General features: G+C 64.1%; 6 protein-coding genes. All 6 read left to right on the top strand.

Annotated elements, in window-relative coordinates; all coding sequences use genetic code 11:
* Positions 1-72: 72 nt before the first annotated feature.
* The 6 genes from QZY44_RS02625 (at position 73) to QZY44_RS02600 (ending at position 5,587) form a co-directional block, all read left to right on the top strand.
* Positions 73-543 (top strand): F0F1 ATP synthase subunit B, encoded by a 471-nt coding sequence (locus QZY44_RS02625; protein WP_295441843.1) that lies wholly within the window; start codon positions 73-75, stop codon positions 541-543.
* Between the two features lie 9 nt (positions 544-552).
* Positions 553-1,092: a F0F1 ATP synthase subunit delta gene (locus QZY44_RS02620; RefSeq protein ID WP_295441840.1), complete on the top strand. Its 540-nt coding sequence runs from the start codon at positions 553-555 to the stop codon at positions 1,090-1,092.
* 28 nt (positions 1,093-1,120) lie between these two features.
* Complete coding sequence (gene atpA / locus QZY44_RS02615) at positions 1,121-2,677, top strand: F0F1 ATP synthase subunit alpha (protein WP_295441838.1); 1,557 nt, start codon at positions 1,121-1,123, stop codon at positions 2,675-2,677.
* Between the two features lie 136 nt (positions 2,678-2,813).
* Complete coding sequence (gene atpG / locus QZY44_RS02610) at positions 2,814-3,677, top strand: F0F1 ATP synthase subunit gamma (protein WP_295441834.1); 864 nt, start codon at positions 2,814-2,816, stop codon at positions 3,675-3,677.
* 76 nt (positions 3,678-3,753) lie between these two features.
* Positions 3,754-5,136 carry a F0F1 ATP synthase subunit beta gene (gene atpD / locus QZY44_RS02605; RefSeq protein WP_295441831.1) on the top strand — a complete coding sequence of 461 codons (1,383 nt, stop codon included), beginning with the start codon at positions 3,754-3,756 and terminating at the stop codon, positions 5,134-5,136.
* A 25-nt stretch (positions 5,137-5,161) separates the two neighbouring features.
* Positions 5,162-5,587, top strand: a complete 426-nt coding sequence (locus tag QZY44_RS02600) for a F0F1 ATP synthase subunit epsilon (protein ID WP_295441828.1) — start codon at positions 5,162-5,164, stop codon at positions 5,585-5,587.
* The last annotated feature ends 247 nt before the right edge of the window (positions 5,588-5,834 follow it).

The following is a 5,834-nucleotide window of genomic DNA, read 5'->3' as shown; positions in this document are numbered from 1 at the left end:
GGAAGCAGGTGCCCGCAAGTGACCGGTCGCCCAGCAGACTCGAGGCACCCCGAGGCAACCCGAGGCAACTAGATGAACTTCAATCTGACACTCATTGGCCAGATGATCTCCTTCGGGGTCTTCGTCTGGTTCACCATGACCTATGTCTGGACGCCCATCATTAAGGCGCTCCAGGAACGCAAGGCCAAGATCGCCGAAGGTCTGGCTGCCGCCGAGCGCGGTCACCAGGAGAAAGCGCTGGGCGAGCAACGTGCCCTTCAGCTGCTCAAGGACGCCAAGTCCCAGGCGGCCGATATCCTGGGCCAAGCGCAAAAGCGCGCCGGGGAGATTGTCGAGGAGGCCAAGGTCGACGCCCGCGCCGAGGGCCAGCGTCTGGTCGTCTCCGCCCAGGCCGAGATCGAGCACGAAACCAACCGGGCGCGTGAGGAGTTGCGTGGGAAGGTTGCCACGCTGGCGGTCGCTGCGGCAGAAAAGATCCTGAAGAAGGAAATTGACGCCCGCGCCCACCAGTCGATCGTCGACGACTTCGTCAGACAGATTTAGGGACAGACCATGGCCGGAGAACTCACAACCATCGCCCGGCCCTACGCCGAGGCCGTCTTTGCCCGCGCGCAGGAGACCGCTCAGGTCGACGCCTGGTCGCAGCCACTGGAGACGCTCGCCGCGATCGCGTCGGACCCGCAGGTGGCCGTGCAGATCGGTAATCCGAATCTGGCGCCGGGCCGCGTGCGCGACATGATCCTGAGCGTGGCCGGCGATTCGTTGCCGGCAGAGCTCGCGAATCTGGTTCGGCTGCTGTCTGACAATGGCCGTCTGGTCGCGCTTCCGGAGCTCGCCGAGCTCTACGAGGAGCGACGGGTGGCCAGCCAGGGCGTGCGGCAGGTACTGGTGCGCAGCGCCTTCCCGGTCGACGCCGACCAGGAACAGGAGCTCGCCCGCTACCTCAGCCGCCGTCTCGGCGCCCAGGTCGAGCTCACGGTGGAACAGGATTCCGACCTCATCGGCGGCGTCGAGATTCGCGCCGGCGATCTGGTGATCGACGACTCGGTCCGCGGCAAGCTCAAGCAACTCGCGCACGCACTCCAATTCTGAACGGGCCTATTGTGAACAGGACACCGCCATGCAACTGAATCCTTCCGAGATCAGCGATCTCATTAAGCAGAAGATCGAACAGTTCGAGCTGAAGACGGAGGCCCGTACCGAAGGCACCATCGTCAGCATCACGGACGGCATCGTGCGCGTGCACGGTCTGTCTGATGCCAAGTATTACGAGATGCTGGAGTTCCCCGCGGACCCCGCTGGTCAGGCGACGTTCGGCCTGGCCCTGAATCTGGAGCGCGACTCGGTCGGCGCGGTGATCTTGGGCGCCTACACCCACTTGAGCGAAGGCGACTGGGTGCGTTGCACCGGGCGCGTGCTGGAAGTCCCGGTCGGCCCGGGCCTGCTCGGTCGGGTGGTCGACTCATTGGGTAACCCCATTGACGGCAAGGGCCCGATCGACGCGGTCGGCACGGCCCCGATCGAGAAGGTGGCCCCCGGCGTGATCGCGCGTAAGTCGGTTGACCAGCCGGTGCAGACCGGTATCAAGGCGATCGACGCCATGGTTCCGGTCGGCCGCGGTCAGCGCGAACTGATCATCGGCGACCGCCAGACCGGCAAGACCGCGGTCGCGATCGACGCCATCATCAATCAGAAGGGCACCGGCGTTAAGTGCATCTATGTCGCGGTGGGTCAGAAGAACTCATCCATTGCGACCCTGGTGCGCAAGCTGGAAGAGTTCGGCGCGATGGAGCACACCATCATCGTCGCCGCCGCCGCCGCCGAATCGGCCGCCATGCAGTACATTGCCCCCTACGCGGGCTGCACCATGGGCGAGTATTTCCGTGACCGTGGCGAGGACGCCATGATCATTTATGACGACTTGACCAAGCAGGCGTGGGCCTACCGTCAGGTCTCACTGCTGCTGCGCCGCCCGCCGGGTCGCGAGGCCTACCCGGGTGACGTCTTCTACCTGCATTCGCGCCTGTTGGAGCGCGCCGCGCGCGTCAACGCGCACTACGTGGAAGAGCAGACCAATGGTGCGGTGAAGGGCAAGACCGGGTCTTTGACCGCGTTCCCGATCATCGAGACCCAGGCCGGCGACGTGTCCGCCTTCGTGCCGACCAACGTGATCTCCATCACGGACGGCCAGATCTTCCTGGAGACCGACCTGTTCAATGCCGGTATCCGCCCCGCCATCAATGCGGGTCTGTCGGTGTCGCGCGTCGGTGGTGCGGCCCAGACCAAGATCATCAAGAAGCTCGGCGGCGGTATTCGTCTGGCGCTGGCCCAGTTCCGCGAACTGGCGGCGTTCTCCCAGTTCGCGTCCGATCTGGATGAGGCCACCCGCAAGCAATTGAGCCGCGGTGAGCGGGTCACTGAGCTGATGAAGCAGGTCCAGTACTCCCCGCTGAGTGTGGCGCAGATGGCGGTTTCGCTGTTCGCCGCCAATGAGGGCTACCTGGACGATGTCGATGTGAAGAAGGTGGTGGACTTCGAGCGCGCCCTGCAGTCTTACATGAAGACCGCACAGGCCGAACTGCTCGATCGGATCAACGCCACCGGCGATTACAACGACGAGATCCAGACCGCCATGCATGCCGCGATCAAGGCCTTCAAGGCCAACAATACGTGGTAGTTAGCCGCCAAGTCTTCGTGACCAGCCTCCCAGCGGGGGCGGTCGCGACGGCCAAGGTGTTGCATGACTCGATTCAACCCGCTGTCGCTGCCATTCAAGCTGGTGGCCGGCAGCTGGAAGCTGGGAGCTTGAGCTAATGGCTGGCGCCAAAGAAGTCCGCACCAAGATCGCGAGCATCAAGAGCACGCAAAAAATCACCAAGGCCATGCAGATGGTTGCGGCGTCCAAGATGCGTAGGGCTCAGGAGCGCATGTCCGCCTCCAAGCCCTATGCGGAAAAGATGCTGGGGGTGATCAGCCATTTGGCCCGTGCCACACCCGAGTATCGACACTCCTTCATGGCAGTGGAGCGGGAGCGCAAGCGGGTCGGTTATATCATCGTTTCATCCGACCGCGGTCTGTGCGGGGGGCTCAACAGCAACCTGTTCCGGCGCCTCATCGTCGAGATCAAGGCGCAAAAGGCCGCGGGTGTCGAGCCGGTGTTCTGCACCATCGGCACCAAGGCGCTGGCCTTTTTCCGGCGCTTCGGCGGCAAGGTGCTCGGCCAGGCGACCCACCTGGGCGACAAGCCGCACATCGAGAGCCTGATCGGGACGGTCAAGGTGATGCTCGACGCCTTCGATGCCAAGGAGATCGACGCGATCTATGTCGCGAGCAACGAGTTCGTCAACACCATGACGCAGCGGCCGGTGATCCGCCAATTGGTGCCCCTGGTGCCGGGCGAGCAGGCCTCCATGCCGCTGCACTGGGACTATATCTACGAACCCGACGCCAAGACGGTGCTCGATTCACTGCTGACTCGTTATATCGAGTCCCTGGTCTATCAGGGGGTGGTGGAGAACGGTGCCTGTGAGCAGGCGGCGCGCATGGTCGCCATGAAGTCCGCCTCCGACAACGCGGGCGAACTGATCAGCGAACTGCAACTGATCTACAACAAGGCGCGCCAGGCGGCGATTACGCAAGAAATCTCCGAGATCGTGGGCGGCGCGGCGGCGGTCTAGCCGGGCACTGCGATTGAGAACCCCGATTCAAAACGCATCCCCAGACGCCTGCCCAGGCGAGAACGAGGAATAGAATATGAGCTCTGGTAACGTAGTGCAGATCATCGGCGCCGTGGTGGACGTGCAGTTCGCCCGCGCGGATATGCCCAAGGTCTATGACGCACTCACCATCGACTCCTGCGGCCTGACCCTCGAGGTGCAGCAGCAACTCGGCGATGGCGTGGTACGCACCATCGCCATGGGCTCCACCGATGGACTGCAGCGTGGCATCCCGGTGACCGCGACCGGCGCCCCGATCAGCGTCCCGGTGGGTCAGGGGACCCTGGGCCGTATCATGGACGTGCTGGGCAACGCGGTGGATGAGGAAGGCCCGGTCAAGACGGACGAGCGGTGGGCGATCCACCGTCCGGCGCCGAAGCTCGAAGACCAGGCGGCCTCCACCGAGATCCTGGAGACCGGCATCAAGGTCATCGACCTGATCATGCCGATCGTCAAGGGCGGTAAGGTCGGGCTGTTCGGCGGTGCCGGCGTAGGCAAGACCGTGACCCTGATGGAGTTGATCAACAACATCGCCAAGGCCCACGGCGGCTTCTCGGTGTTTGCCGGGGTCGGCGAGCGTACCCGTGAGGGCAATGACTTCTATCACGAGATGAAGGAGTCAAAGGTTCTCGATAAGGTCGCCTTGGTTTACGGCCAGATGAATGAGCCCCCGGGCAACCGCCTGCGTGTCGCCCTGACCGGGCTGACCATGGCCGAATACTTCCGCGAGGAAGGCCGGGACGTGTTGCTCTTCATCGACAACATCTACCGCTACACCCTGGCGGGTGTGGAGGTCTCCGCACTGCTGGGCCGTATGCCGTCCGCGGTGGGCTACCAGCCAACCCTGGCCTCCGAGATGGGCGCCCTGCAAGAGCGCATCACCTCCACCCGGACCGGTTCCATCACCTCGTTCCAGGCCGTCTATGTGCCGGCGGACGACTTGACCGACCCGTCCCCGGCCACCACCTTTGCGCACCTGGATGCGACCCTGGTGTTGTCGCGGCAGATTGCAGAACTCGGCATCTATCCGGCCGTGGACCCGCTGGACTCCACCAGCCGTATCCTCGACCCGAACGTGGTCGGTGCCGATCATTACGACACCGCGCGCGCCGTGCAGGGGACCCTGCAGCGTTACAAGGAATTGAAGGACATCATCGCCATCCTGGGCATGGACGAGCTCTCCGAGGACGACAAGCTCACCGTCTCGCGCGCCCGCAAGATCCAGCGCTTCCTGTCCCAGCCGTTCACCGTCGCCGAGGTATTCACCGGCGCCCCGGGCAAGTATGTGCCCGTCGCGGACACCATCAGGGACTTCAAGGCCATCGTCAACGGCGAATACGATCACCTCCCCGAGCAGGCCTTCTATATGGTCGGCGGCATCGACGAAGCCATCGCCAAGGGCGAGCAGATGGCCGCCTAGGCGGCTGCGAACAGAGGGTTAAGCTATGGCTATGACCATCCATGTGGACATCGTGAGCGCCGAGGGGGCTATCCACTCCGGGCTTGCGACCATGGTCTTCGCAACCGCGGAGATGGGCGAGGTCGGCATCGCCCCCCGGCATACCGCATTCATCAGCCGTCTGCGGCCGGGTGATGTGCGGGTGCAGCATGAGAACGGCGAGCAGGAGCATTTTTATGTCTCCGGCGGCATGATCGAGGTCCAGCCCATGGCCGTGACCGTGTTGGCTGACACCGCGATCCGCGCCCAGAACCTGGACGAGGCCGCAGCCTTGGAGGCCAAGCGCAAGGCCGAAGACGCACTCGCCGGCCACGCCGCCGAGTTCGAATACGCCAAGGCCCAGGCCGAACTGGCCGAGGCCATCGCGCAACTGCGGGCGATCGAACGGATGCGCAAGATGAAGGCAAGTTAAGACGCCCTCCCGGTCGTCTTAACTTAACGCCCCCGGCGCCCTGCGCCGGGGGCGCTTTTTTTTGCTCCCTTCTCGTGACACCGCTCAGCGGTGTCAAGCCTGCGTTGGGCGCTCTGCGCCGCGAGGCCGTCGTGAGCCCGTAGGTTGGGGTGAGGAACGGACACTGGTGGCGAATTCCGCAGCCGGGCGAGGCGGATGCCGAGCCGACAACGCGGCGACGTTCGCCTACACTGGAGGGACCGGTTGT

It is taken from the genome of uncultured Thiodictyon sp., assembly GCA_903837595.1.
Taxonomy (GTDB): Bacteria; Pseudomonadota; Gammaproteobacteria; order Chromatiales; family Chromatiaceae; genus Thiodictyon.
Note: the sequence above shows the minus strand (reverse complement) of the source record. Positions and strands in the feature narration are given on the sequence as shown.